Origin of the sequence: Kocuria aegyptia (genome assembly GCF_039530085.1) — a bacterium.
In the GTDB taxonomy this organism is placed as follows: Bacteria; Actinomycetota; Actinomycetes; order Actinomycetales; family Micrococcaceae; genus Kocuria; species Kocuria aegyptia.
This window is the reverse complement of sequence record NZ_BAAAOA010000046.1, coordinates 182,111-206,205: the sequence shown is the minus strand read 5'-3', so window position 1 is coordinate 206,205 and position 24,095 is coordinate 182,111. Positions and strand designations below refer to the sequence as shown.

General features: G+C 74.9%; 21 protein-coding genes. 9 read left to right on the top strand and 12 right to left on the bottom strand.

Annotation, left to right across the window (positions count from 1 at the left end; all coding sequences use genetic code 11):
* Positions 1-6: 6 nt before the first annotated feature.
* Complete coding sequence (locus ABD220_RS15265) at positions 7-1,899, bottom strand: ABC transporter ATP-binding protein (protein ID WP_344123985.1); 1,893 nt, start codon at positions 1,897-1,899, stop codon at positions 7-9.
* 73 nt (positions 1,900-1,972) lie between these two features.
* Here ABD220_RS15265 and ABD220_RS15260 point away from each other — a divergent pair, with 73 nt between their 5' ends.
* Complete coding sequence (locus ABD220_RS15260) at positions 1,973-2,467, top strand: MarR family winged helix-turn-helix transcriptional regulator (protein ID WP_344123983.1); 495 nt, start codon at positions 1,973-1,975, stop codon at positions 2,465-2,467.
* A gap of 39 nt (positions 2,468-2,506) precedes the next feature.
* Here the strand turns inward: ABD220_RS15260 and ald are convergent, their stop codons facing one another.
* Complete coding sequence (gene ald / locus ABD220_RS15255) at positions 2,507-3,601, bottom strand: alanine dehydrogenase (RefSeq protein WP_344123981.1); 1,095 nt, start codon at positions 3,599-3,601, stop codon at positions 2,507-2,509.
* Between the two features lie 76 nt (positions 3,602-3,677).
* The gene (locus tag ABD220_RS15250) at positions 3,678-4,679 is read right to left on the bottom strand and encodes a D-2-hydroxyacid dehydrogenase (protein ID WP_344123979.1); all 1,002 of its coding nucleotides are present in this window, start codon (positions 4,677-4,679) and stop codon (positions 3,678-3,680) included.
* 64 nt (positions 4,680-4,743) lie between these two features.
* Between ABD220_RS15250 and ABD220_RS15245 the strand changes: the two genes are divergently transcribed.
* The 5 genes from ABD220_RS15245 (at position 4,744) to ABD220_RS15225 (ending at position 13,131) form a co-directional block, all read left to right on the top strand.
* Positions 4,744-6,015 (top strand): aspartate aminotransferase family protein, encoded by a 1,272-nt coding sequence (locus ABD220_RS15245; RefSeq protein ID WP_344123977.1) that lies wholly within the window; start codon positions 4,744-4,746, stop codon positions 6,013-6,015.
* A gap of 83 nt (positions 6,016-6,098) precedes the next feature.
* Positions 6,099-9,113 carry an FAD-binding and (Fe-S)-binding domain-containing protein gene (locus tag ABD220_RS15240; protein ID WP_425552588.1) on the top strand — a complete coding sequence of 1,005 codons (3,015 nt, stop codon included), beginning with the start codon at positions 6,099-6,101 and terminating at the stop codon, positions 9,111-9,113.
* Positions 9,110-10,615, top strand: coding sequence for an NAD-dependent succinate-semialdehyde dehydrogenase (locus ABD220_RS15235; RefSeq protein WP_425552571.1), 1,506 nt, complete (start codon positions 9,110-9,112; stop codon positions 10,613-10,615). Before ABD220_RS15240 ends, ABD220_RS15235 begins: the two co-directional genes overlap by 4 nt.
* A gap of 4 nt (positions 10,616-10,619) precedes the next feature.
* A complete protein-coding gene (locus ABD220_RS15230) occupies positions 10,620-11,834 on the top strand; it encodes a M24 family metallopeptidase (protein ID WP_425552587.1) in 1,215 nt (404 codons plus the stop codon).
* A gap of 4 nt (positions 11,835-11,838) precedes the next feature.
* The gene (locus tag ABD220_RS15225) at positions 11,839-13,131 is read left to right on the top strand and encodes an aminotransferase-like domain-containing protein (protein WP_344123971.1); all 1,293 of its coding nucleotides are present in this window, start codon (positions 11,839-11,841) and stop codon (positions 13,129-13,131) included.
* 43 nt (positions 13,132-13,174) lie between these two features.
* On the opposite strand, the gene ABD220_RS15220 is transcribed toward ABD220_RS15225, so the two are convergent.
* Entirely contained in the window at positions 13,175-14,122 is a 948-nt protein-coding gene (locus tag ABD220_RS15220) for a helix-turn-helix transcriptional regulator (protein WP_344123969.1), read from the bottom strand.
* A gap of 201 nt (positions 14,123-14,323) precedes the next feature.
* Here ABD220_RS15220 and ABD220_RS15215 point away from each other — a divergent pair, with 201 nt between their 5' ends.
* Together ABD220_RS15215 and ABD220_RS15210 are read left to right on the top strand one after the other, a co-directional pair.
* Positions 14,324-15,568, top strand: a complete 1,245-nt coding sequence (locus tag ABD220_RS15215) for a phospholipase D-like domain-containing protein (RefSeq protein ID WP_344123967.1) — start codon at positions 14,324-14,326, stop codon at positions 15,566-15,568.
* A gap of 172 nt (positions 15,569-15,740) precedes the next feature.
* Positions 15,741-16,577 carry a trimeric intracellular cation channel family protein gene (locus ABD220_RS15210; protein ID WP_344123965.1) on the top strand — a complete coding sequence of 279 codons (837 nt, stop codon included), beginning with the start codon at positions 15,741-15,743 and terminating at the stop codon, positions 16,575-16,577.
* A 103-nt stretch (positions 16,578-16,680) separates the two neighbouring features.
* Here ABD220_RS15210 and ABD220_RS15205 read toward each other — a convergent pair whose 3' ends face one another.
* The 3 genes from ABD220_RS15205 to ABD220_RS15195 form a co-directional block, all read right to left on the bottom strand.
* A complete protein-coding gene (locus tag ABD220_RS15205) occupies positions 16,681-17,343 on the bottom strand; it encodes a GntR family transcriptional regulator (protein WP_344123963.1) in 663 nt (220 codons plus the stop codon).
* An 80-nt stretch (positions 17,344-17,423) separates the two neighbouring features.
* On the bottom strand, positions 17,424-17,927 hold the full coding sequence (locus tag ABD220_RS15200; RefSeq protein ID WP_344123961.1) for a DUF3830 family protein: 504 nt from the start codon (positions 17,925-17,927) through the stop codon (positions 17,424-17,426).
* Positions 17,924-19,369 (bottom strand): amidase, encoded by a 1,446-nt coding sequence (locus ABD220_RS15195; RefSeq protein WP_344123959.1) that lies wholly within the window; start codon positions 19,367-19,369, stop codon positions 17,924-17,926. Before ABD220_RS15195 ends, ABD220_RS15200 begins: the two co-directional genes overlap by 4 nt.
* Positions 19,370-19,461: 92 nt before the next feature.
* Here ABD220_RS15195 and ABD220_RS15190 point away from each other — a divergent pair, with 92 nt between their 5' ends.
* On the top strand, positions 19,462-20,172 hold the full coding sequence (locus ABD220_RS15190) for a maleate cis-trans isomerase family protein (RefSeq protein ID WP_344123957.1): 711 nt from the start codon (positions 19,462-19,464) through the stop codon (positions 20,170-20,172).
* Positions 20,173-20,333: 161 nt separating this feature from the next.
* On the opposite strand, the gene ABD220_RS15185 is transcribed toward ABD220_RS15190, so the two are convergent.
* The 5 genes from ABD220_RS15185 to pyrE form a co-directional block, all read right to left on the bottom strand.
* Positions 20,334-21,098: a maleate cis-trans isomerase family protein gene (locus ABD220_RS15185; protein WP_344123955.1), complete on the bottom strand. Its 765-nt coding sequence runs from the start codon at positions 21,096-21,098 to the stop codon at positions 20,334-20,336.
* 100 nt (positions 21,099-21,198) lie between these two features.
* Positions 21,199-21,618, bottom strand: coding sequence for a DUF3151 domain-containing protein (locus tag ABD220_RS15180; RefSeq protein ID WP_344123953.1), 420 nt, complete (start codon positions 21,616-21,618; stop codon positions 21,199-21,201).
* 127 nt (positions 21,619-21,745) lie between these two features.
* Positions 21,746-22,768 carry a class II fructose-bisphosphate aldolase gene (gene fbaA, locus ABD220_RS15175; RefSeq protein ID WP_344123951.1) on the bottom strand — a complete coding sequence of 341 codons (1,023 nt, stop codon included), beginning with the start codon at positions 22,766-22,768 and terminating at the stop codon, positions 21,746-21,748.
* Between the two features lie 98 nt (positions 22,769-22,866).
* Positions 22,867-23,520 (bottom strand): TrmH family RNA methyltransferase, encoded by a 654-nt coding sequence (locus ABD220_RS15170; RefSeq protein ID WP_344123949.1) that lies wholly within the window; start codon positions 23,518-23,520, stop codon positions 22,867-22,869.
* The gene (gene pyrE, locus ABD220_RS15165; RefSeq protein ID WP_344123947.1) at positions 23,513-24,094 is read right to left on the bottom strand and encodes an orotate phosphoribosyltransferase; all 582 of its coding nucleotides are present in this window, start codon (positions 24,092-24,094) and stop codon (positions 23,513-23,515) included. Before pyrE ends, ABD220_RS15170 begins: the two co-directional genes overlap by 8 nt.
* Position 24,095: the final 1 nt, after the last annotated feature.

Sequence of the window (24,095 nt, the reverse complement as noted above, 5' to 3'; positions counted from 1 at the left end):
CGCAGGTCAGGGGGCGGCGGCGTGGTCGCCGGCCCGGCTGCTCCGCGCGGCCAGCCGGGCGAAGGGCCCGTCCGCCGAGCGCAGCTCCCCCGGCGCGCCCCGTTCGACGATGCGGCCGCCCTGGAGGACCACCACCTGGTCGGCGTTCTCGACCGTGGAGAGCCGGTGGGCGATGGTCAGGGTGGTGCGGCCGGCCGCCAGCCGGTCGAGGGCCTCCTGGACCTGGGCCTCGGTGGTGTTGTCCAGGGCGCTGGTGGCCTCGTCGAGGACCAGCACGGGCGGATTGCGCAGCACGGTCCGGGCGATGGCCAGGCGCTGCTGCTCCCCGCCGGAGAAGCGGTGGCCGCGGGCGCCGACCACGGTGTCCAGCCCGTCCGGCAGCCCGGCGACGGTGTCGGCGATGCGCGCGGTGCCCAGGGCGCGCCACAGCTCGGCGTCGGAGGCGCCCGGATCGGCGAGCAGGAGGTTCGCGCGCACCGTGGCGTGCACCAGGTAGGTCTCCTGGGAGACGACGCCCACGATCCGGGCCAGGTCCGCCGGCTCGATGTCCCGCACGTCGACGCCGTCGATGCGCACGCGGCCGCGGGTGACGTCGTTGAGCCGCGGCAGCAGGGAGCCGAGGGTGCTCTTGCCCGAGCCGGTGGGCCCGACCACCGCCGTGGTGGTGCCCGGCGGCAGCACCAGGTCGAGGTCCCGCAGGACGTCCGCCCCGTCGTCGTAGGCGTAGCGCACGCCCTCGAACCGGACCTCGCCGCGCACGCCGGCGGGATCCATCCGCACGGGCGCGGCGGGCGGGACGATCTGGGGCTCGAGGTCGAGGTACTCGAAGATCCTGCTGAAGAAGGCCAGCGCGGACACCCACTGCACGCCGATGTTCAGCAGGCCCATCACGGGCCGGAAGATGGTTCCCTGCAGGGCCGTGAACGCCACCAGGGTGCCGATGGTCATCCCCCCGCTGGTGGCCGGGAAGCCGGCGGCCAGGTAGATCACGGCGGGGATCGCGGCGAAGACGATCTGCATGGTGGCCATCCGCCACCGTCCGGCCAGCTGGCTGCGCAGCTCCAGGCCCACGAGCCGGTCGGAGCGCTCGGTGAAGCGGTCCGCGTCCCGCGGGGTGGTGCCCAGGGTCTTGGCGAGCCGGACCCCCGAGACGGACAGCCCCTCCTCGACCTGGGTGTGCAGCGCGGCGAGCTCCCGCTGGCGCTCGTCGGTGACGTCCCGGCGGATCAGGGCCACGCGGCGGGAGAGCCAGACCGCCGGTGGCAGCACCACCAGGGACACGAGGCTCATCGCCGGGGACAGCGCCACCATGGCCGCGGCCGTGGCCACGGCGGTGGTGAGATTGGACGCCACGCCCGTGGCGGAGCTGGTGACCACGGACTGCATCCCGGCGATGTCGTGTGTGAGCCGCGACTGCACCTCCCCGCCCCGGGTCCGGGTGAAGAAGCCCAGCGACTGGGCCTGCAGGTGGGTGAAGAGCTGCACGCGCAGCGCGTGCATGACCTGCTGGCCCATGGCGGTGGCCATCCAGGTCTGGACCACGCCGATCACGGAGGTCAGCGCCGCGACGCCGACCATCGAGGCGGTCAGCGCCAGCAGCAGACGGGTGTCGCCGCTGGGCAGGGCGTCGTCGATGACGCCGCGGACCAGGAACGGCTGGGCGAGGTTGACGACCGAGGACGCGGTGATGAGCACGACGACGAGCACGATCGTGCCGCGGTGCGGGGCGAACAGCGCCGCGATCCGGCGCGGGCTGACGGGGTGGCGGGCGAGCTGCCTGCGGTCCGCGGGGTCCGGGCGGGCGGTGCGGGCGCCTCCGGCACCGGGCGGACCGGCCGGGGCGTCGCCGCCGTCGTGCGCCGGGGTGCGGACGCGGCCGGTGCGGTGGGTCGTCGCCATGGGATCCTCCTCGGGAACTATTAAGGAGGTTACCTCTCTATGAGGTAACCCGCAATGGGGATAGGATGACGCCATGCCCTACGACGACCCCGATCCGGCCCGCCTGGGGGACCTGCTGCACGCCGTCTTCCGCCGGCTGCGCCGCCGCTGGGCCGAGCAGCTGGCCCCCTTCGGGCTGACCCCGCACCAGTTCCGGGCGCTCGACGCCCTCGCCGGGCGCCCCGGCGGGCGGGGGCACGGCCCGGACGGGAACTGCCGCCACGGCGGCGGGTCCGGCAGCCTGCGCGTGAAGGACCTGGCCGACGCCCTGCGCATCGCCCCCCGGTCCGCCACGGAGGTGGTGGACCTGCTCGAGCACAAGGAGCTCGTGGAACGGGTGCCGGACCCCTCCGACCGGCGCGCCACGCTGGTGGCGCTGACGCCCCGGGGCGCCGCCCTGCGCGAGCAGGTCCGGGCGGACCGGCGCCGGGGGTCCGAGGAGTACTTCTCGCGGCTGGCCCCCGAGGACCGGGTCGAGCTGGAGCGGCTGCTCCGCCTGCTCACGGCGGACGGCCCCGCGCCGGACTGACTCGGGCGCGGGGTCGTCCGGCGGGACGCCCGCGGGCGCTCAGCCCAGCTGCGCCGGCAGGTCCGCGAAGGCCTGCGCCACCCCGGCGTGCCGGATCCGACCGGCGGCCGTGTTGAGCCCGGCCGCGAACTCCGGGTCGGCCGCCAGGGCCTGCTCCGGGCCGCGGGCCAGCCGCCGCAGATAGGGCGTGGTGGCGTTGGCGAGGGCCCGGGTCGCGGTGCGCGGCACCGCGCCGGGCATGTTCGCCACGCAGTAGTGGGTGATGCCGTCCACCTCGAACGTCGGGTCGTCGTAGGTGGTCGGGCGGGAGGTCTCGAAGCACCCGCCCTGGTCGATGGCGACGTCCACGAGCAGGGCGTGGTCGTGCAGGATCCCGAGGTGCTCGCGGCGCACGAGCTTGGGCGCCGCCGCCCCGGGGACGAGCACCGCCCCGATCACCACGTCCGCCCCGGAGATCTCGTCCTCGAGCACGTGCTCGTCGCTCATGAGCACGCGGGCCCGGTGCCCGAGCAGGTCGGTGAGCTCGCGGATCCGGGCGCCGTTGGCGTCCAGCACCGTGACGTCGGCCATCAGGCCCGAGGCCATCAGGGCGGCCTGGGTGCCCACGGCCCCGCCGCCGATCACCACCACCTTGGCCGCGGCGACGCCGGGGACCCCGCCCATCAGCAGCCCGGGGCCGCCGGCGTTGGACTGCAGGTGGTGGGCGGCGGACTGCGCGGCGAGCCGGCCCGCGATCTCGGACATCGGCTGGAGCAGGGGCAGGATCCGGCCGGCGCGCACGGTCTCGAAGGCCACGGCGGTGGTGCCCGCCGCGAGCAGCGCCTCGGTCAGCGGCCGGTCGGCGGCCAGGTGCAGATAGGCGAAGAGCGTGAGGTCGGGGCGCAGGAACCCGTACTCCTCGGCCGCCGGCTCCTTCACCTTGACCAGCAGCTCCGCCCGCTCCCACACCGTGGTCCGGTCGACCACCTCGGCCCCCGCGGCGGTGTAGGCGTCGTCGCCGAACCCGGAGCCCTCCCCCGCGCCGGTCTCCACGAACACCTCGTGGCCGTCCCGCACGAGCTGGGTCGCCCCGGCGGGCACGAGGCCCACCCGCTGCTCGGCCGGCTTGATCTCTCTGGGCACCGCTACGCGCATGGTCCGCACTCTCCTCTCGTCGTGGCCCGCCGGCACGGGACCCGCGGCGCCGTCGCCGCGGACCCCTCCCGCCCCCTCATCGGGAGCGGACGTAGCCGGCGTCCTTGTCCACCTGGTTGACCAGCTGCTCCCCGGCCGTCCAGCGCCGGAGGTTGTCCTCGAACTGGGCGGCGAGCTCGTCCCGCCAGCCTTCCACGTCCCCGCACATGTGCGCGGACACGTGCACATTGTCCATCGCCCAGAAGGGGTGGCCCGATGGAAGGGGCTCCGTGTCGAAGACGTCGAGGGTCGCGGCGCCCGGACGCCCCACCCGGAGGGCCTCGTGCAGGGCGTCCTCGTCCACCAGCGCCCCCCGGCCCACGTTCACGAGGTGGGCGTGCGGGGACATCGCCGCGAGCACCCGGGAGTCCACGATCCGGCGCGTCCGCTCGGTCAGCGGGGCGGCCAGCACCACGTGGTCGGCCCACCCGGCGTGCGCGGCCAGTTCGGCGGAGGGGACGACGGTCCCGAAGTCGGGGTCCTCCGCCCGGGCCGTGCGCCCGGCGCCGCGGACGTCCATCCCCACGGCCCGCAGCAGGCGGGCCGTCTCGCGGCCGATCCCCCCGGTGCCCACGACCAGGGCCGTGGACCCCCCGGTGCGCCGCAGCTCGCGGTGCACCCACCGGCGCTCGCGCTGCAGGGCCTTGCTGCGGTGCAGCTGCTTGTCCTGGGCCAGGACCGCGGCGAGGACGAACTCCGCGATGGGCCGGTCGAAGACCCCGTGCGCGTTGGTCAGCCGGACGTCGGAGGCCCGCAGCGCCGGGAACAGCATGGCGTCCACACCGGCTGCCGCCACGTGCACCCAGCGCAGCCCCGCCGCGGCGTCCCACGCGCCGGCGAGGGCGTCCGAGAAGAAGTCCCACAGGAGCAGCACCTCGGCCGGGCGCCGGCCGCCGGTCCCCGCGAGGGCGCCGGCGAGGCCCTCGCGCGTCACCACCGTGACGTCGGCGAGGGCGCGGAGGGCGGCCTCGTTGCCGGGCGGTGGCGTGCCCTCGGCGGTCAGCACGACGACACGGGGCGGCTCGCGCACGGTGCTCATGGGGCCACCCTACGGGGGCGGTCCGATTGTTGACAATCGGCACGGGCTGTTCCCATGATGAGCCATGACCTCACTGAGTCCGCTCCTGAAGCAGGCGACCCCGGTCGTCGTCGACGCCGCCCGGGGGTGCTGGATCACCGGCACGGACGGGCGGGACTACCTGGACTTCACCACGGGGATCGGGGTGACGAGCACGGGCCACTGCCACCCCCGGGTGGTCGAGGCGGCCCGGGAGCAGGTCGGGCGGGTCATCCACGCCCAGTACACGACCGTGCTGCACCCGCGGCTGCTCGAGCTCACCGAGAAGCTGGGCGAGGTGCTGCCGCCGGGCCTGGACTCGGTGTTCTACGCCAACTCCGGCTCCGAGGCGGTCGAGGCCGCGGTGCGGTTGGCCCGGATGGCCACGGGCCGGCCCAACATCGTGGTGTTCCAGGGAGGCTTCCACGGGCGCACGGTGGCCGCGGCGACCCTCACCACCGCGGGCACCCGGTTCTCCGCCGGGTTCTCCCCGCTCATGGGCGGCGTGCACATGGCCCCGTTCCCCTACGCCCTCCGCTACGGGTGGGACGAGCGGACGGCCGTCGACTTCGCCCTGCGGGAGCTGGACTACCTCCTGGTGACCCGGACGGCACCCCGGGACACCGCGGCCTTCCTCATCGAGCCCGTGCTCGGCGACGGCGGCTACCTGCCCACCCCGCCGGCCTTCCTCGAGGGGCTGCGGGAGCGGGCGGACCGGTACGGGATCCTGCTGGTGCTGGACGAGGTGCAGGCCGGGGTGGGACGGACCGGGCGGTTCTGGGGCCACCAGTTCGCGGATGTGCTCCCCGATGTGCTGATCACCGCGAAGGGCCTCGCCTCGGGCTTCCCGATCTCCGCGATCGCGGCCCCGACCGCGCTCATGGAGCGCGGCTGGCCGGGCTCGCAGGGCGGGACCTACGGCGGCAACGCCGTGGCCGCCGCGGCGGCCTGCGCCACCCTGGACGTGGTCCGCGACGAGGGGCTGGTGGAGAACGCGCGGGTCCGCGGGGACCAGCTGCAGGAGGGGCTGCGGCCCCTGCAGCGGCGGTATCCCGGGATCAGCGACGTCCGCGGCCGCGGGCTGATGCAGGGTATCGAGTTCGCGCGGGAGGACGGCTCCCCGGACGCGGCCGCGGCGCTGGCCGTGCAGCAGGCCACCACCGGCCACGGGCTGCTCACCCTGACCTGCGGGCCGGCCGGCAACGTGGTGCGGCTGATCCCCGCCCTGGTGGTCTCCGAGCAGGAGATCCGCACGGGCCTCGAGCGGTTCGAGGCGGCCCTGGCCGAGGTCCTCGTCGGGTCGGCGGCGAGCGCGTGAGCACCGTGCCCCTCCCCTTCCCGGCCGGCCGCACCGGGTCCGGAACCACCGGGCCCGGAAGCACCGGGTCCGGGAGCGCGGCGGTGGGCAGTGCCGCGGCCGGGGCGGCGACGGCCGCGGACGGCGAGCTCGGCCGGCGCCTGCACGAGGCCGGTCTCGACGCCGACACCGGCTCCCGCCGGCTCGCGGAGTACGCCTACGACGCCTCCAACTACCGGGTGCGCCCGCGGGCCGTGGTCTTCCCCCGCTCCGCCGCGGACGTCGCCGCGGCGCTGTCCGTGTGCCGGGACCTGGGCCTGCCGGTGACCAGCCGGGGCGGCGGCACCTCCATGGCCGGCAATGCCGTGGGCGCGGGGCTCGTCCTCGACCTCTCCCGGCACCTGCGCCGGATCGGCGCCGTGGACGAGGACGCACTGACCGTGGACGTCGAGGCCGGCGCGGTGCTCTCCGTACTGGCCCGTGAGGTGGAGCGGCGCACCGACGGGCGGCTGACCTTCGCCCCGGACCCGTCCTCGCGCACCCGCGCCACGGTGGGCGGGTCCATCGGCAACGACGCCTGCGGCAACCACTCGGTGCGCCACGGGCGCACGAGCGAGCACACCGTGGAGCTCGACCTCGTCACCGCCGACGGCGCCCGCCTCACCGCCGGGCCCGGCGGGCTGCGCGCCACCGACCCGGCGGACCAGGCCTCCGCCCGGCGGGCCGCGGAGCTCGGCGGGGCGCTGCGGGACGTGGCCGCCGCCCACCTGGCCGAGCTGCGCGTGGAGCTGGGCCGGATCCCGCGGCAGGTCTCCGGCTACCACCTCCAGCACCTGCTGCCCGAGCGCGGCTTCGACGTCGCCCGTGCCCTCGTCGGCTCGGAGGGCACGTGCGCCGTGGTCGTCGGGGCCCGCATGCGCCTGGTGCCCCGCCCCCGCAGCGCGCTGCTGCTGTGCCTCGGCTACGAGGACGTGGTCGCGGCGGCCCGGGACGTGCCGGTCCTGCTCGAGGAGCGGCCCGCCGCGGTCGAGGGGATCGACGACAAGATCGTCGCCACGATGCGCTGGCGCCGGGGCACGGACGCGGTCGCGGCGATGCCGCGCGGCGGCGCCTGGCTCTACGTCGACCTCGACGGGGACGATCCCGCCGAGGTCGCGGAGCGCGCCGAGGCCCTGCTCGAGCGGCTGCTGCGCGAGGGCCACGCCCTCGACGGCCGGACCGTGCCGGACCCGGTCGAGCGGAGCTCCCTGTGGCGGGTCCGGGAGGACGGGGCGGGTCTGTCCTCCCGCCTGGCCCCGGACGCCGCCCTGGACCGCAGCGAGTCCTGGCCCGGCTGGGAGGACTCTGCCGTGGCCCCCGAGCGGCTCGCCGGCTACCTGTCCGATCTCCGGGCGCTGCTCGGGGAGCACGGCCTCGACGGCGTGGTCTACGGCCACTTCGGCGCCGGGTGCCTGCACATCCGGATCACCTACGACCTGCGCTCGGACGAGGGGCGGGCCGTGTTCCGCGCCTTCACGGAGGACGCCGCGCGGCTCGTCGTCGCGCACGGCGGGTCCCTCTCCGGCGAGCACGGGGACGGCCGGGCCCGCTCCGAGCTGCTGGGCCTCATGTACTCCCCGCGCGTGCTGGGCGCCTTCGCCGCCGTCAAGCAGGCCTGGGACCCGCACGGGCTGCTCAACCCCGGCGTGCTCGTCGACCCGGCCGCGCTGACCGCGGACCTCGCCCTCGAGGGCGTGCCGCAGCGGCAGTGGCGGACCTCCTTCCCGCTCGGGGAGCTGCGCGCCGGGGAGGACCGCCAGGGCCCCTTCGTGCACGCCGTGCAGGGGTGCATCGGGGTGGGCCGCTGCCGCGCGGACACGGGCGGGGTGATGTGCCCGAGCTACCGCGCCACCCTGGACGAGCGGGACTCCACGCGAGGGCGGGCGCGCGTGCTCCAGGAGATGGTCCGCTCCGCCCCCGACCAGGGAACCGGATGGCGCTCCCAGGACGTGCGCGATGCCCTCGACCTGTGCCTGTCCTGCAAGGCGTGCGCCACCGACTGCCCGGCGGGCGTGGACATGGCCACGTACAAGTCCGAGTTCTTCGACCACTTCTACCGGGGCCGCCTCCGGCCCGTCAGCCACTACACCCTGGGCCGGCTGCCCCGGTGGCTCGGGCTCACCGGGCGGATCCCCCGCCTGCTCAACGCCGCGCTGCGCGACCGCCCCGCCACCCGTCCCCTGCTGCGGGCGGGGCTGCGGGCGGCCGGGCTGACCCCCGAGCGGCCGGTGCCGCGCTTCGCCGGGGCCGCCGGCTGGGTCCGCCAGGTCGCCGGTGCCGGGGTGGCCCGCCCCGGCACCGGGACCGGGGAGACGGTCCTGTTCGTGGACAGCTTCACCCGCGGCTTCCGCCCCGAGGTGGCCGGGGCCGCGGCCCGCGTCCTCGCCGGGTCCGGGCGCCCCGTGGAGTGCGCACCGGACGCCTGCTGCGCACTGACGTGGATCTCGACCGGCCAGCTGGGCGCCGCGCAGAAGATCCTGCGCCGCACGGCGGAGGCGCTCGACGACGGGTCCGCGCGCCCCGTCGTCGTCGTCGAGCCCTCCTGCGCGGCCGCCCTGCGCCACGACCTGCCCGGGCTCGTGCGCACGGACGCGGCCCGCCGGGTGGCCGCCCGGGTGCGCAGCTTCGCCGAGCACGTCACCGAGCTGGCACGTGCCGGGGAGCTGCCCGCCCCCGGCACACCGCTGCCCCCGTCCGTGGTGGTCCAGACCCACTGCCACGAGTACTCCGCCTTCGGCGCCGCGACCCAGCGCAGGGCCCTGGCCGCAGCCGGCGTCGGGGAGGTCCGGGAGGCCACCGGGTGCTGCGGGCTGGCCGGGAACTTCGGCTTCGAGGCCGGCCACTACGAGGTCAGCCTCGCCGTGGCCGAGCAGGCCCTGGCACCGGCGCTGCGGGCGACGGAGGCCTCCGTGCCCGTGCTCACCGACGGCTTCTCCTGCCACGAACAGGTCCGCCACCTGCGGCCCGATCGGCCGGGGCGGCACCTCGCCCAGCTCCTCGACCCCCGGCCCGGTGCCGCCGACGGCACCCGCGCCGGGATCCGCCCCCGAGCCCGCACCGACCGGAAGGACACCCCGTGACCACCTCCGCCGCACCCACCACCGCCTCCGACGACGTGCTGCGCCGGTCCCGGGAGGCCGTCGCCGGGATCAGCACCGGGGTCCTCATCGACGGCACCTGGACCGAGGCCGCCTCCGGATGCCGCTTCGACGTGGTGGACCCGGCCACGGAGGAGGTCGTCGCCACGGTGGCCGACGGCGGCCCGGAGGACGCCGCCCGCGCGATCGAGGCGGCGGGGCGGGCCCAGAAGGGCTGGGCCCGGACCGCGCCCCGCGAGCGCGGGGAGATCCTGCGCCGCTCCTACGAGCTGATCATGGCCCGCCAGGACGAGCTCGCGCTGGTGATGTCCACGGAGATGGGCAAGCCCCTCGCCGAGGCACGGGGGGAGGTCGCCTACGCCGCCGAGTTCTTCCGCTGGTTCGCCGAGGAGGCCGTGCGGATCGGCGGGGACATGACCGTCTCGGGCGACGGCCGGACCCGCATCCTGGTGTCCAAGGAACCGGTGGGGCCCTGCGTGCTGGTCACCCCGTGGAACTTCCCGCTGGCCATGGGCACCCGCAAGATCGGCCCGGCCGTCGCGGCCGGCTGCACGATGGTCTTCAAGCCCGCGAACCTCACGCCGCTGTCCTCCCTGGCCCTCGCGGACGTCCTGGTCGAGGCCGGCCTGCCGGCGGGGGTGCTCAACGTCGTGTGCACCTCGAAGGCCTCCTCGGTGGTGGGGCCCTGGATGTCCTCCGGGATCGCCCGCAAGATCTCCTTCACCGGCTCCACCGAGGTGGGCGTCCGTCTGCTCGAGCAGGCGGCCCAGCACGTCATGCGCTCGTCCATGGAGCTGGGCGGCAACGCCCCCTTCATCGTGTTCGAGGACGCCGACCTCGACGTGGCGGTCGAGGCGGCGATGACCGCCAAGATGCGCAACATGGGCGAGGCCTGCACCGCCGCCAACCGCCTGTTCGTCCACCGCTCCGTGGCCGAGGAGTTCTCCGCGCGCCTCGCCGAGCGCATGGGCTCCCTCACCGTGGGCCACGGCGTGGCCGAGGGCACCCAGGTGGGCCCCCTGGTCGAGGAGAAGGCCCTGGCCAAGGTCGAGGAGCTCGTGGACGACGCCCTGGCCCGGGGCGCGAGCGTGCGGTGCGGGGGCCGCCGGCCCGGGGGCCGGGGCTGGTTCTACGCCCCCACCGTCCTGTCCGGGGTCAGCCCCGACGCCGCGCTGATGTCCCAGGAGATCTTCGGGCCGGTGGCGCCCGTGGTGCCGTTCGACTCCGAGGAGCAGGTGCTCGAGTGGGCCAACGACACCCCGTGGGGGCTCGTGGGCTACCTCTTCACCCGCGACGTGGACCGCAGCTTCCGCGTCAGCGAGGCCCTCGAGGTCGGCATGGTCGGGGTCAACACGGGACTGGTCTCCAACCCGGCGGCGCCCTTCGGCGGGATCAAGGCCTCGGGCCTCGGCCGCGAGGGCGGCCGCGCGGGGATCGAGGAGTTCCTCGAGACGAAGTACACGGCGGTGCCCCGTGGCCGATGACACCGTGGCCGATGACACCGTGGCCGACCCGGACGTCCGCCCCGCGCTGTTCCCCGACGAGGAGTACGCCGCCCGGCTGCGCGCGGTGCGGGAGAAGATGGCGGAGCAGGGGCTGAGCGCGCTGCTCGTGACCGACCCCGCGAACATGTTCTACCTGACGGGCTACGACGCCTGGTCCTTCTACACCCCGCAGCTGCTGTTCGTGCCCGCGGAGGGCGAGCTGCTGCTGTTCCTGCGGGAGATGGACGCCAACGGCGCGTTCCGCACGGCCCGGCTGCACCCCGAGCAGGTCGTCGGCTACCCCGAGCGCTACGTGCACCGACCGCACCTGCACCCCTTCGACTGGGTGGCCTTCGCCCTGCGCCGCCGCGGCCGGATCGCCCCGGCCGCCCGGGGGTGCGTGGGCCTGGAGATGGACTCCCACTTCTTCTCCCCGAAGGGCTACCGCTCGCTCGTCAACGCGTTGCCGGAGTGGACCCTCGTGGACGCCTTCGACCTGGTGAACTGGGTGCGCGCCGTGAAGTCCCCGGCGGAGCTCCAGTACCTGCGCACGGCCGCCCGCGTCACGACGGCCGCGATGCAGGCCGCGATCGACGCGATCGAGCCCGGGGTCCCGCAGCACCGCGTCGCGGCGCAGATCGCCCGGGCCCAGGTCGAGGGGGTCGACGACGCGTGGGGCGACTTCCCGGCGATGGTCCCGATGCTGCCCACCGGGGCCTCCGCCGACACCCCGCACCTCACGTGGTCGGACCGGGTGCTGCGGGAGGGCGACGCCGTCGTGGTGGAGCTGGCGGGGGTGCACCGGCGCTACCACGTGCCGCTGGCCCGCACGGTCATGCTGGGTCCGCCCACGGCCGAGCTGGGCCTGCTCGAGGAGGCCGTGGCCTCCGGGCTCGAGGCCGTGCTCGACGTCACCGCCGCGGGCGTCCCGGTACGCGAGCTCGCGAGCACCTGGAACTGGGCGCTCGCGGAGTTCGGGCTCGAGAAGCCCAGCCGGCTCGGCTACTCCGTGGGCATCGGCTATCCGCCCGACTGGGGGGAGCGCACCATCAGCATCCGCTCGGAGGACGAGAGCGTGCTCGCCGAGAACATGACGTTCCACCTCATCTGCGGGATGTGGATGACCGGGTACGGCTACGAGGTCTCCGAGTCCATCCGCATCACCGCCACCGGGACGGAGTCCCTGACTTCTTTCCCCCGAGCCCTCATCAGGAAGTGACGCCATGACCATCACCGCCACGTCCCTCACCACCGTGGACAGCCTGCCCACCCGCCCCACCGCGGGGGTGGGCGGCGACCCCGCGCGGGGCCTGCTGCCCCTGGCCCGCCGGGCGGACGGGCTCGTGGGGTCGGTCATCGACTCCTCGACGTCCCTGCTCGCGGCCCAGTCCCACGACATCGTCCGCTTCGCCATGGGCGCCCCGGCCGCGGAGGTGATCCCCACCGGAACGTTCCGGCGGATCGCCGCCGAGGTCCTCGACGCCGGCTCGTTCACGTACGGGGCCACGGAGGGCGAGCCCGGTCTGCTCGAGGCGGTGGTGGCCCACCACTCCACGACACCGGAGCCGACCCGGCCCGAGCGGCTCGTCATCACCTCCGGCGGCATGCAGGGCCTCGACCTGGCGTTCAAGCTGTTCGTGGACCCCGGGGACCTCGTGGCGGTCGAGAGCCCCACCTACACCAACGGCTCCGGCACGGCGCTGAGCTACGGCGCCGACATCCTCGAGGTCCCGATGGACGAGGACGGCATGGACGTGGACGCGCTCGAGACCCTGGTGGCCGAGGCCGGCCGGACCCCGCGGGTCATCTACACGATCCCCAACTTCCAGAACCCCTCCGGCACCACGTTGAGCGAGCCGCGCCGGCGGCGCCTGCTGGAGCTCGCGCACCGGTGGGGGGCCATGATCCTCGACGACGACCCGTACGGGGGCCTGCGCTTCGCCGGCGACGACGTCCCCGGCTTCCGCGAGCTCAGCCCGGACGACCCGCTCGTGTTCTCGGTGCGGACCTTCTCCAAGGTCCTCGCCCCGGGCCTGCGCGTCGGATGGGTGGACGCCGACCCGCGGCTGCGCCGGCTGCTGATCGCCGGCAAGCAGGCCATGGACACCTGCACGAACGTGCCCAACCAGCACATCGTGGAGCGGTTCGTGCGCCAGGGCGGCTACGACGAGCACCTGGCCGGCCTGCGCGCGGAGTACCGGCGGCGCAAGCAGGCCATGGACGCCTCGATCGCCCGCCACCTGGGCTCCCGGGTGGTCACGACCGCCCCCGAGGGCGGCTTCTTCCTGTGGGTGACCCTGCAGGGTGACGACGCGGCCGTGGCCACCCCCCGGCTGTTCGAGATCGCCCTGGCCGAGGGCGTCGCCTTCATCCCCGGTCCCGCCCTGTCCCCGTCGGGCCGGTTCCAGGACGCCCTCCGGCTGTGCTTCGCCTCCACGAGCCCGGAGCGCACGGAGGTGGGCGTCCGGCGGCTGGCCCGGGCCCTGGACATCGCCCGGGCGGAGCTCTCCCGCTGAGCGGTGGGCGCCCGTCACGGGCCCGGTCGCGGGCCGGCGGGGCTCAGCGGTCGAGGGTGTGGCGCGGCGTCGTGCCGTAGACCTGCCGGTAGTACTGGGCGAAGCGGCCCGGGTGGGTGAAGCCCCAGCGGGCGGCGATGCCCTTCACGGTGTCCCCCGCGCCGGGATCCCCGGCCGCCAGGTCCCGGTGGGCGGCGTCCACCCGGATCCGCCGCAGGTACTGGGCCGGGGTCAGCGCCAGCGGATGGTTGGCCTGGAACGCGCGCACGAGTGCGCCCGTGGTCGTCCCGGCCGCGCGGGCGGCGTCCTCGACGGTGACCGGGTCCGCCGCGCGGGCGTCGAGGAACTGCACCGCGATGCGGTACCGGCGGGCCTGGGCCTCCATGGACAGATAGCGCTCGCCGGGGTTCCCCACGAGCGGGAAGCACTCGAGCAGTCCCACGGCGAGCTGGCGGGTGAGCTCGGAGCGCACCAACGGCTCGTCGAAGGCCGCCGAGGCCAGGACGCCGGCGCCGTGGCGGGCCAGGCCCGACCAGTACTGCCCCAGCCGGTTGCCGGCCGAGGTGGAGGCGGCGAAGGCCACCGGGGTCCTCGCCCCGTACACGGTGTCGGCGGTCTGCTGCACCAGCTCCACCGGCAGGTGCACCAGGGTGACGTCCACGTCCTGGGCCACCACCAGGGACGGATGCTCGGGGCGGAACAGCACCGAGGAGCCGGCAGCGGCGGCCCCGGACTCCTCGCGGATCTGCCAGTCGTACCGGACGCCGCGCACGTTCGCCACCGTGAAGACCTCGGTGTCCCCCCAGAGGGACATCGCCCCGCCCACGTGCACCGAGGACACTGCGAGGTGCTCGTCCCCGGCCCGGGACAGCTGGTAGGAGAACCGGGGGTCGTCGGTGCTGTACCCGAAGCGCATCCCGGTCCGTTCCGCCAGGGCGGACAGCACCGTGGGGTCCGAGACCGTGAGCTCGTGCCGGAACACCCCGCCCATGAGCCGACACCACCTTCCGCACGGGCCTCACCCGGCATCGGCTCAGCTCTTGCCCCCATTTTCCAGATCCACCGGGAAACATGCATCATTGTGACCCCCTGCGCTCCTGCCCGCGCCGGTTCGCCCCGGCCGCCTCCGCCGCCCGCGGCGCCGGGAGGACCGGCACCGGGAGGCTCGCGCGGGTAGGCTTCCCGGATGAGAATGACTCGTTCCTCCGGGCCCCGTCTGCTCCGTTCGTTCGCCGTCCGCTCCGTCCTGGGCATGGTGGGCGTGCAGGCGGCGGTGGTGGCCACGCTGGTGGCCACCGACGCGGTCCAGCGCCGGAGCCGCTCGCGGCGCTCCGGGTTCCCGCGCCCGGGCACGTTCGAGCACACGGTCGCGGAGACCGGCACCACGGTCTACACCTACGGGGAGGACCTCTTCCGGGACATGCTCGCCGCGATCCGGGGCGCCCAGCACCGGGTGCAGCTGGAGACCTTCATCTGGAAGGACGACGAAGTCGGCCGCGAGTTCCTGGATGCCGTCAACGACGCCGCCGCCCGCGGCGTCGAGGTGCACGTGATGTACGACGGTTTCGGCAACCTCGTGGTGCCCCGCGGCTTCTACCGCTTCCACCCGGACGTGCACGTCTTCCGGTTCCCCGTCCTGCGCCCGCGTCTGCTGCTGAGCCCGTTGCAGGCGACCGGGCTGACCCACCGCAAGCTGCTGGTCGTCGACGACGAGATCGGGTTCGTGGGCGGCTACAACATCGGCTCGCTCTACGCCACGCAGTGGCGGGACACCCATGTCCGGCTCACCGGGCCGGCAGCCTTCGAGCTCGGCCACTCCTTCGCCGCGGTGTGGAACCACCCCTCGGCGCGGCGGCCGAAGCTGCCGCACGTGAACCCGGGCTCGTGGGACTCCCGGGTGCGCGCCATCAACAACATCCCGGCCAGCCTGGTGTACCCGATCCGCAGCGTCTACCTGGACGCGATCCACCGGGCCACGGACCACATCTACCTGACCACCGCCTACTTCATCCCCGACCAGCAGATCCTCTCCGCCCTGATCGAGGCCTCCCGGCGGGGCGTGGACGTGCGCGTCATCCTGCCCGAGGACTCCAACCACGTCCTGGCGGACTGGCTCTCCCGCGGTTTCTACTCCACGCTGCTGGCCGCGGACATCACGGTGCTGCTCTACCGGCACGCGATGATCCACGCCAAGACGGCGACCATCGACGGGCAGTGGTCGATCGTCGGCACCGCCAACATCGACCGGTTGAGCCTGGGCTTCAACTACGAGACGAACCTGGAAATCCACGACGAGGACGTCGCCGCGGACATGGAGGAGGTCTTCGCCGCCGACAGCGAGAACTGCCGGGAGCTGACCGCCGACCAGTGGGACGAGCGGCACCCCGCGGCCTGGTTCGCCGAGACCGTCCTGGTGCCGCTGCGCCCCTTCCTCTGACCCACCGGTCCGCCGGGCCCCTCAGGACCGTTCGTCCCGGCCCGGGGCGGGCCCGTCTGCGGCCCCCTCCGGGCGTCCGTGCCCCGTGGCCCCGGACCGGCCACCGAGGTCGCGCTGACGCCCCGGTGCTACCCTCGGGCGTCGGCGGGCCGTGGAGGAGGTGGGCGGGGACGTGGTGGCTGTGGAGGACCTGGACCCGAGCGCGGTGTTCGACGTCGTGGACCTGATCGGCGTGCTGACCAACGGCATCCTGGGCGGGGCGGTGGCGCGCCAGCTGAGGATGGACCCCGTCGGCTTCGCCTTCTTGGCCCTCGTCTCCGCGCTCGGCGGAGGCCTGCTGCGCGACACCCTCCTGCAGGTCGGCTTCCCCGTGGCCCTGACGAACCCCGCGTACCTGATCACGGCGATCGCCGGCGCCACGATCGCGTTCTTCCTCCGGCTCCGGGGGAAGTGGACCAACCGCGTGCTGGTCGTGGCCGACGCCCTGGCCCTGGGCTGCTGGGCGGCCACGGGCACGGGCAAGGCCCTCGACGTGGGACTGACCTGGCTGCCGGCCGTGATGATCGGGGTGACCACCGCCGTGGGCGGCGGGATGATCCGCGACATCGCGGTGGGGCGGGTGCCCATGATCTTCGGCGGCAACACCCTCTACGCCACCGGCGCGGTGATCGGCAGCGCCGAGATGGCGGTGCTGCACGGCTTGGGCCACCCCAACTGGGGCATGGCCGGGGCGATCCTCACGGCGGCCACGGTCACCGTGGTGGCCCGGCGCCGCGGGTGGCGGCTGCCCGGGGCGGGCGAGTGGAACGTGCGCCTGCCCAAGCGGGACTGGCCGCGCCCGACCTGGCGCCCGCGCCGGCCCGGCCGCCGGAACGGCACAGGGCACCCCGGCACAGGGCACCCGGACGCCGACGGGCACCGGAGCCGCCGAGGCCGCCGGGACGCCGACGACCGCGGCGACGGTCCCGGCGACGGTCCCGGCGGCGACACCGAGCCCGGCACGTCCTGACGGCTCGCCGCCCGGCGCGGGACAGGGTCGCGGGACAGTGGCGCGGGACAGTGGCTCGCGGCAGGGGCGTGGGCTACTGTCCCCCGGGGCAGGGGAACGGTGCTCAGGCGCCCAGGACCCGTTCGAGGCCGTCCTGCATGTGGGCCCGCAGCAGGGCGTCCGCACGGTCCGCGTCCTGCGCGTCGAGCGCCTCGACGATCTCGACGTGCTCCCGGAGGCGGGCGTCGGCGGACTCGTAGGTGCCCTGCATGCCGGTCAGGGACATCCGGATCTGGGTGAGCAGCGTCCGGTGCATGTTCAGCAGCCGGGGGCTGCCGGCGAGCTCCACGAGCAGCTCGTGGAAGTGCAGGTCCGCCTCCGACATCGCGCGCCCGTTCGGCTCCGGGGCGGCGTCCCGCATCTCGGCCAGCGGCACGGCGAGGGCCTCGGCGGCCCGGGACCCGGTGCCCGTGGCCACGATCCGGCGCACGGCGGCGCACTCCACGGCCTCCCGGGCGAGGTACATGTCCCGGACCGCGTCCTCGGTCAGCTCCATCACGAACAGGCCGCGGTTGCGGTGACCCACGAGCAGGCCCTCCTGCGTGAGACGCTGCATGGCCTCGCGCAGGGGTCCGCGGCTCACGTTGAGCTCCCTGGCCAGCTCCTGCTCCACCAGCTGGCTCCCGGGCGGGAACCGCCCGTCGGCGATGGCCTCGCGCAGGACCCTGGCGATGAGCGCAGGGGTCGACTCCTGGACCACGGGAGGAAGGGTCGACCGGGCTGCCATGCTGCTCTCCATCTGTTGTCCGGCCCCGGGCGGGGCGCCCGGGCCGGGAATCCATCCTAGTCCGCGCCGCACCGTCCGGCTCAGGGCTCCTCCGCGCGGGCGAAGCGCAGGGTCTCGCCGCGGGCCCCGCCCATCCACACGTCCTGGCACGCGGCGGCCAGCTCGTCGAGGCCCTCCTCGATCGTCGCGAAGACGTTGCCCGGCACCCAGCCCACGTCGCCGTTGAGCAGCAGGTTGTTGCGCCCGTAGAAGACGGCGAGGTCGATGAGCAGGCGGTGCTCGGAGGTCCCGGCGGAGACGTCGTAGCCGTAGGCGGGGTTCTCGAGCACCCCGTCGAAGCTGAAGTAGCAGAGGTCGCCCGGGATGGGCGTCACCGTCTGGTTCTCGGGCCCCGGCTCCTCGGGCGCGAACGCCGGGACCAGCGCGTAGATCTCGTTGCGGGCGAACTTCCCGTGGAAGACCTGGCCGGCCAGGGGCAGCGCCCGCCAGACGGCCTCCGCGGTCCGGGGCGCCTCGTGGTCGAGGAGCCGGGCGCGGGCGGTGACGGCACGCCGCTCCAGGCTCACGGTGAGGTAGCGGGTCACGAGGTGCTCCCCTCGGGCACGGCGGCGGAGGACCGGGCGGCGACCGGTGGCCGCGGGGCGCCGTGGCCGGCCGCGGTCTCGTAGGCGGCTGCGACGTCGAGCACGCGCTGGTCGCCGTGGCGCGGGCCCACGATCTGCAGGCCCACGGGCAGGCCCTCCTCCGTGAGCCCGCACGGAACGGTGACCGCGGGCTGCTGGGTGAGGTTGAAGGGGTAGGAGTAGGGCGTCCAGCTGGTCCAGTCCCGGCTCGCGGACCCGGCCGGGACGTCCGTGCCGGCCTCGAAGGCCGTCCGGGGCAGCGTGGGGGTGACGAGGACGTCGTAGCGCTCGTGCAACAGGCCCATCCGGCGGCCCCACGCCATGCGACAGGCCGTGGCGTCGAGGTAGTCCTGGGCGCTGAAGCCGTGGTGCCGCTCGAGGGCGGCGCGCAGGGAGGGGTCGATCCGCTCGAGCGCGCCCGCACCGCAGCCGGCCACCACGGACGCCGCGCCGCTGAACCAGAGCACGTGGTAGGCCCACACGGGGTCCTCCTCCCCCAGCTCCACCTCCTCGACCACCGCGCCGAGGCCGGCCAGCACCCCGACGGCCGCCCGGACGCAGCGCTCGACCTCGGGGTCGTTGGTGCCGTAGCCGAGGTCCGGGCTGAAGGCCACCCGCAGGCCGGCCGCGCGCTCCGGGCCGGCCAGCCGCCCGAGGAAGCTCCCGGTGGGGGTCGGCAGCGCGGACCAGTCGCGGGGGTCGTACCCGGACAGGACGTCGAGCATCGCCGCGGCGTCGGCCACGGTGCGGGCCATCGGCCCGGCGTGGGCCAGGGTGCCGAAGGGGCTCGCCGGGTACAGGGGCACCAGCCCGTAGGTGGGCTTGAGCCCGACGATCCCGCAGAACGAGGCGGGGATGCGCACGGACCCGCCGCCGTCGGTGCCCACCGACAGGGCCCCGAGCCGGGCCGCCACCGCGGCGGCCGAGCCGCCCGACGAGCCCCCGGGGGTCCGGGCGGTGTCCCAGGGGTTGACCGTGACGCCCGTGCGGGGGCTGTCCGCGACGCCCTTCCAGCCGAACTCCGGGGTGGTCGTCCTGCCGACGAGCACCGCGCCGGCCTCCCGGAGCCGGGCCACCGACGGCGCGTCCTCGTCCCACGGGCCGGTCGCGTCGATGAGCAGGGAACCCCGCAGGGTGGGCCGGCCGCGGGCCAGCAGCAGGTCCTTGACGGTGGTGGGCACCCCGTCCAGCGGCCCGCGCGCCTCGCCGCGGGCCCAGCGCTGCTGGGACTCCCGGGCGCTGCGCAGCGCCTCGTCCCCCTCGACCAGGCAGAAGGCGTTGAGCAGCGGATCCACCGCCTCGATCGCGCGCAGCGTCGCCCCGACGACCTCGACGGGCGACAGCTCGCCCGCCGCGTAGGCCGACGACAGCTGCAGCGCGGGCAGTTCCAGCACGTCCTGCACGGGACCTCCTCCGGACGCTACGATTGTCGACAATCAAACTGTAAGCTCTTCGCCCATCCGGTCCAACCCTGCGGGAAGGAGGCGCCGGGGCCGTGCACACCGTGGTCATGCTCTATCCGGGGCACAGCGCGGAGGACGACTACGAGGTGCTGGAGCGCCTCGTGCCGGACGCCGCCTTCCCCGTGGTGCGCACCTGGGAGGGCGGCACGGCGCACGACGTCGAGGCGCTGCTCGCCCTGGGCTCGCGCCGGCACCTGGAGCCCGCGGCCCGGCGGGCACGCGCCCACGTCCCCGACGCCGTGCTGTGGGCCTGCACCTCGGGCAGCTTCGTGCACGGCCGGGAGGGCGCGCGCGCCCAGGCCGACTGGGTGGGCGAGGCCGGCGGCGCTCCCGCCTCCTCGACGTCCTGGGCGTTCTCGGCCGCGGTCCGGCACCTGGGGGTCCACCGGGTCGCGGTGGCGGCCACCTACCCGGCGGACGTCGCGGACCGGTTCACGGCCTTCCTGGCCGGCGACGGCATCGCGGTCACGGCGCTGTCCGCCCACGGCGTCCCCAGCGGCGAGGACGCCGGGCGCCTCGACGCCGAGTGGCTGTTCGGGGCCGCGCGTGCGGCGGACGTCCGGGGCGCCGAGTGCCTGCTCGTCCCGGACACGGCCCTGCACACGGTGGCCGCCCTGCCGGGGCTGGAGCGGGCGCTCGGGCTGCCCGTGCTCACCGCCAACCAGGTGACCGCGTGGCACGGGCTGCGGCTGGCCGGTCATCCAGCCCGCGCCGACCGGCTCGGCGCCCTCTTCCGGTCCTGACCCGGGTCCGCCGGCCCCCCGGCGCCGGGGTGCTGCGCACCGGGGACGACGTCGGGCTCCGGCGCCGGGCGGCGTCAGGAGCGGCCAGGAGCGGCCAGGAGCGGGATCCGCCGGCCCCGGGGTCCGTCGGCCCCGGGATCGCCCGGTGCGGGACGGCGCGCTCAGCGCAGCTCGACCGCGCGGGACGGCAGGGCGCACAGGCGCTGCCCCGGGCCCTCCGGGGTCAGGCCCAGGCGGCGCAGGCCCGCCCACAGCGTGACCTGGTTGGCGGTCAGCACCGGCTTGCCCAGCTCCTCCTCGAGGGGCGCGATGAGGTCGTAGGTGGGCAGGTTGGTGCAGGCCACGAAGACGACTTCCGCCTCCGGCCGGTCCGCCCGGCGGACGAGGTCGGCCGTCACCGCGTAGGGGACGTGCCAGATGAGCCGGTCCCGCCCCAGTCCCGCGCAGGCGACGACGTCCTTGCCGTCCTCCGCGAGGAAGTCCTCCAGCCGCCGCGTGAGCCGCTCGACGTAGGGGGTGGCGATCGCGAGGGACGTCACGTCCAGGGCGTCGAGGGCCTCCAGCAGCGCCTCGGACGTGGTGAGGGCCGGGACGCCGGTCTCCTCGGCGATCGTGGCGGAGATCCGCCCGGCCCCCTGCCTGCCGTGCACGAAGCTGCCGGACGTGCAGGCGTAGACCACGGCCTCCGGGTCCACGGCCGAGAGGGAGCGGGCCGCCGCCCGGATCTCGGCGTCGTCCCCGATCCGCGCGGCCATGAGCTCGTCCACGACCATGGGGTGGTGCGGCGTGCGCGCCACCACGAGGGACGTCGTCGCGGGCATCCACCGCCACATCTCCCGGTCGAGGGCCATGTCGTAGGGGTTCACGACGCCGAGCACGCGGTGGATCCCGGGGCCCTCCGGGATGGGTGTCTGCAGGGCGGCCATGCCTCCATGCTGGCACCGCCCCGGTCCGTCGACAACGATCGTGACAGCACACGACGAAGGCCCGGGGACGACCGCGTCCCCGGGCCCCGACGACCGCCGGTCAGCGCCGGAGCTGCTCCGCGGCCGTGGGGTCGGAGTCGTTGAGGAACTTCTGGATGCGCTCGGCCTCGTCGAACTCGCCGATCGCCGCGGCGGCCCGGCCCAGGGCGGCGAGCGCCCGCAGGAAGCCGCGGTTGGGCTCGTGGGAGAACGGCACGGGGCCGTGGCCCTTCCAGCCGTGGCCGCGCAGGGCGTCGAGGCCGCGGTGGTAGCCCACGCGGGCGAAGGCGTAGCCCTCGAGGGTGCGGCCCTCGGCGAGGGCGTCCTCGGCGCACATCGCCCACGCGAGGGAGGCCTTCGGGAAGCGGGCGGCGAGGTCCTCGGCCTCGTCGCCCGCCTCGATGCGCTCGGTCAGGCCCGGGTCCTCGGTGAGGTAGGTGGGCTCGGGGCCGCCGAGCAGGTTCTTGCCGGTGAGGCTCATGGGGGACGGGGTCCTTTCGGTGCGCGGGACGGCGGGATCGTGCAGGACGGGCGCGGGGACGACGGCGGCGCCCCGCCCGGGCGGGACGCCGCCGTCGTGCTCCGCGGCCGCGGAGGGTGCGGAACGGCTACTTGACGGAGGTCCCGGCGGAGCCGAGGTTCTGGCAGGCCTCGACCACGCGGGCGGCCATGGACTCCTCGGCCAGGGCCCCCCACACGCGCGGGTCGTACTTCTTCTTGTTGCCGACCTCGCCGTCGACCTTCAGGACGCCGTCGTAGTTGGCGAACATGAACCCGGCGATGGGACGGGTGAAGGCGTACTGGGTGTCGGTGTCCACGTTCATCTTGACCACGCCGTAGGAGACGGCGTCGGCGATCTCCTGGGCGGAGGAGCCGGAGCCGCCGTGGAAGACGAGGTCGAAGGGACGGTCCTGGCCGAGCTTCTTGCCGACCTCCTCCTGGATCTGCTGCAGCAGCTCCGGGCGCAGCTTGACCCCGCCGGGCTTGTACACGCCGTGCACGTTGCCGAAGGTCAGGGCGGTGAGGTAGCGGCCGTTCTCGCCGGCGCCCAGGGCCTCGACGGTGGCGAGGCCGTCCTCGACGGTGGAGTAGAGCTTCTCGTTGATCTCGTTCTCGACGCCGTCCTCCTCGCCGCCGACCGCGCCGATCTCGACCTCGAGGATGATCTTGGCCTTGTTCGTGCGGGCCAGGAGGTCCTGGGCGATCTTGAGGTTCTCGTCGAGCTCGATCGCGGAACCGTCCCACATGTGGGACTGGAAGATCGGGTCCTCGCCGCGGGCCACGGCCTTCTCCGACTCCTCCAGCAGCGGCAGCACGAAGCCTTCGAGCTTGTCCTGGGGGCAGTGGTCGGTGTGCAGGGCGATGTTGACGTCGTAGTTCTTGGCGACCTCGCGGGCGAAGGCGGCCATCGCGAGCGAGCCGGTGACCATGTCCTTCACGGAGGACCCCGACCAGTAGGCGGCGCCGCCGGTGGAGGCCTGGATGATGCCGTCCGAGCCGGCTTCGGCGAAGCCTCGGATGGCGGCGTTGAGGGTCTGGGAGGAGGTGACGTTGATGGCCGGGTAGGCGAAGCCCTTCTCCTTGGCCCGGTCGATCATCTCGGCGTAGACATCAGGGGTTGCGATGGGCATGCTGGCTCCTTCGGTTCGGGTGTGGCCTGGCTCCCACTCTAGCCAAACCGGCGCCGGGGGACGACGAGGCGGCCGCGGGGGACGCCGTGGGTCGCCCGTCAGGCGGTCGGCTGGCCGAAGACGTGCCGCCGGACCCAGGCGTGCATCGCCACCGCGGCCGCGGCGGAGGCGTTGATGGAGCGGGTCGAGCCGAACTGGGCGATCGACAGCGTGGTGCCGGCCGCCGCGTGCATCTCGGGGCTCAGACCCGGCCCCTCCTGGCCCAGCACCAGCACGCAGCGCTCGGGCAGGTCGTAGGTCTCCAGCTGCTGCGAGTCGGGGAAGTTGTCGATCCCGATCACCGGCAGGCCCTCGGCGTCCGCCCAGGCCGTGAACTCCTCGACGCTCGCGTGGTGGCGCACGTGCTGGTACCGGTCGGTGACCATGGCCCCGCGGCGGTTCCAGCGCCGCCGGCCCACGATGTGCACCTCCCGGGCGAGGAACGCGTTGGCGGTGCGCACCACGGAGCCGATGTTCAGGTCGTGCTGCCAGTTCTCGACGGCCACGTGGAACCCGTGCCGGCGGGTGTCGAGGTCGGCGACGATCGCGTCCATCGCCCAGTACCGGTAGGCGTCCACGACGTTGCGCCGGTCCCCGTGCGCGAGCAGCTCCGGGTCCCACTGCTCGCCCTCGGGCCAGGGGCCCTCCCACGGGCCCACGCCCACCGCGGGGGCGGGCACGGGGGCGCCGGTCTCGGCGGTGGGCTCAGTCAAGCCCGAGCTCGTCCTTCGTGAAGGCGTAGAGGCACGGCACGCCCGCCGTCTCCTCGATGCGCTCCTTGGCCCCGGTCCGCCGGTCCACGATGATCGCCACGGCCACCACGTTGGCGCCGGCCCGCTGCAGGGCCTCCACCGCGGTGAGGGCGGAGCCGCCGGTCGTGGAGGTGTCCTCCACCACAACGACGTCGCGGCCCTGCACCGGGGGGCCCTCGACCTGGCGGCCCATCCCGTAGCTCTTCTGGGCCTTGCGGACCACGAACGTGTCGACGGCCCGGCCCTGGTCCCCCGCCGTGCGCATGATCGCGTGACCCACGGGGTCCGCGCCCATGGTCAGCCCGCCCACGGAGGCGCACGAGATCCCGGCCCCGTCGAGCAGCGCCAGCATCACCTGGCCCACGTAGCGGGACGCCTCGTGGTGGAGGGTCACGCGGCGCAGGTCCACGTAGTAGTCGGCCTCGATGCCGCTGGCGAGCGTGACCTTGCCCCGCACCACGGCGAGGTCGATGATCAGCTGGCGGAGGCGGTCGCGGGCCGTCGCGAGGTCGACGGGCGAGAAGTCGGTGGTCATG

Bases quoted from the DNA above. Each gene is read 5' to 3' on its own strand.
- pyrE (WP_344123947.1), bottom strand. From the start codon at position 24,094: ATGACCACCGACTTCTCGCCCGTCGACCTCGCGACGGCCCGCGACCGC.
- ABD220_RS15260 (WP_344123983.1), top strand. From the start codon at position 1,973: ATGCCCTACGACGACCCCGATCCGGCCCGCCTGGGGGACCTGCTGCAC.
- ABD220_RS15215 (WP_344123967.1), top strand. From the start codon at position 14,324: ATGACTCGTTCCTCCGGGCCCCGTCTGCTCCGTTCGTTCGCCGTCCGC.
- ABD220_RS15220 (WP_344123969.1), bottom strand. From the start codon at position 14,122: ATGGGCGGGGTGTTCCGGCACGAGCTCACGGTCTCGGACCCCACGGTG.
- ABD220_RS15205 (WP_344123963.1), bottom strand. From the start codon at position 17,343: ATGGCAGCCCGGTCGACCCTTCCTCCCGTGGTCCAGGAGTCGACCCCT.
- ald (WP_344123981.1), bottom strand. From the start codon at position 3,601: ATGCGCGTAGCGGTGCCCAGAGAGATCAAGCCGGCCGAGCAGCGGGTG.
- ABD220_RS15265 (WP_344123985.1), bottom strand. From the start codon at position 1,899: ATGGCGACGACCCACCGCACCGGCCGCGTCCGCACCCCGGCGCACGAC.
- ABD220_RS15250 (WP_344123979.1), bottom strand. From the start codon at position 4,679: ATGAGCACCGTGCGCGAGCCGCCCCGTGTCGTCGTGCTGACCGCCGAG.
- fbaA (WP_344123951.1), bottom strand. From the start codon at position 22,768: ATGCCCATCGCAACCCCTGATGTCTACGCCGAGATGATCGACCGGGCC.
- ABD220_RS15180 (WP_344123953.1), bottom strand. From the start codon at position 21,618: ATGAGCCTCACCGGCAAGAACCTGCTCGGCGGCCCCGAGCCCACCTAC.
- ABD220_RS15185 (WP_344123955.1), bottom strand. From the start codon at position 21,098: ATGGCCGCCCTGCAGACACCCATCCCGGAGGGCCCCGGGATCCACCGC.
- ABD220_RS15245 (WP_344123977.1), top strand. From the start codon at position 4,744: ATGACCTCACTGAGTCCGCTCCTGAAGCAGGCGACCCCGGTCGTCGTC.
- ABD220_RS15225 (WP_344123971.1), top strand. From the start codon at position 11,839: ATGACCATCACCGCCACGTCCCTCACCACCGTGGACAGCCTGCCCACC.